This window comes from Leucobacter sp. M11, from assembly GCF_035726885.1.
Classification (GTDB): domain Bacteria; phylum Actinomycetota; class Actinomycetes; order Actinomycetales; family Microbacteriaceae; genus JAPFRB01.
On the sequence record NZ_JAPFRB010000028.1, the window covers coordinates 1 to 266 of the forward strand.

Here is a 266-nt window from a genome sequence, read left to right on the forward strand (position 1 = left end):
ATCCATTTGTAGCTGTGGTAGTGGATATAGAATTTCCCCTTAAGGCCTGCTCCTGTCGGGTAGGAATCTGCCGGGGAAGTCTGTTCATTATTGATGAGGTCCAAGAGCCTTCTCATTCCTTTTTCAATGGCATCGTCGGCTTGGTCGGATATACTGATGAGGGCATCAAGCGCCCACGCTGTCTGCGAGGCCGTACTGAAGGAAAGCGGAACGTACTTGTTTTTTTGATCGCTGTAGCATGACTCGCCCCAGCCCCCGTCACTTCT

Annotated in this window: 1 pseudogene; it reads right to left on the reverse strand. The window is 51.1% G+C overall.

The annotated features are described in order from the left end of the window. Positions 1–266: pseudogene (locus OOT08_RS18875) on the reverse strand (hypothetical protein); the annotation flags it as partial.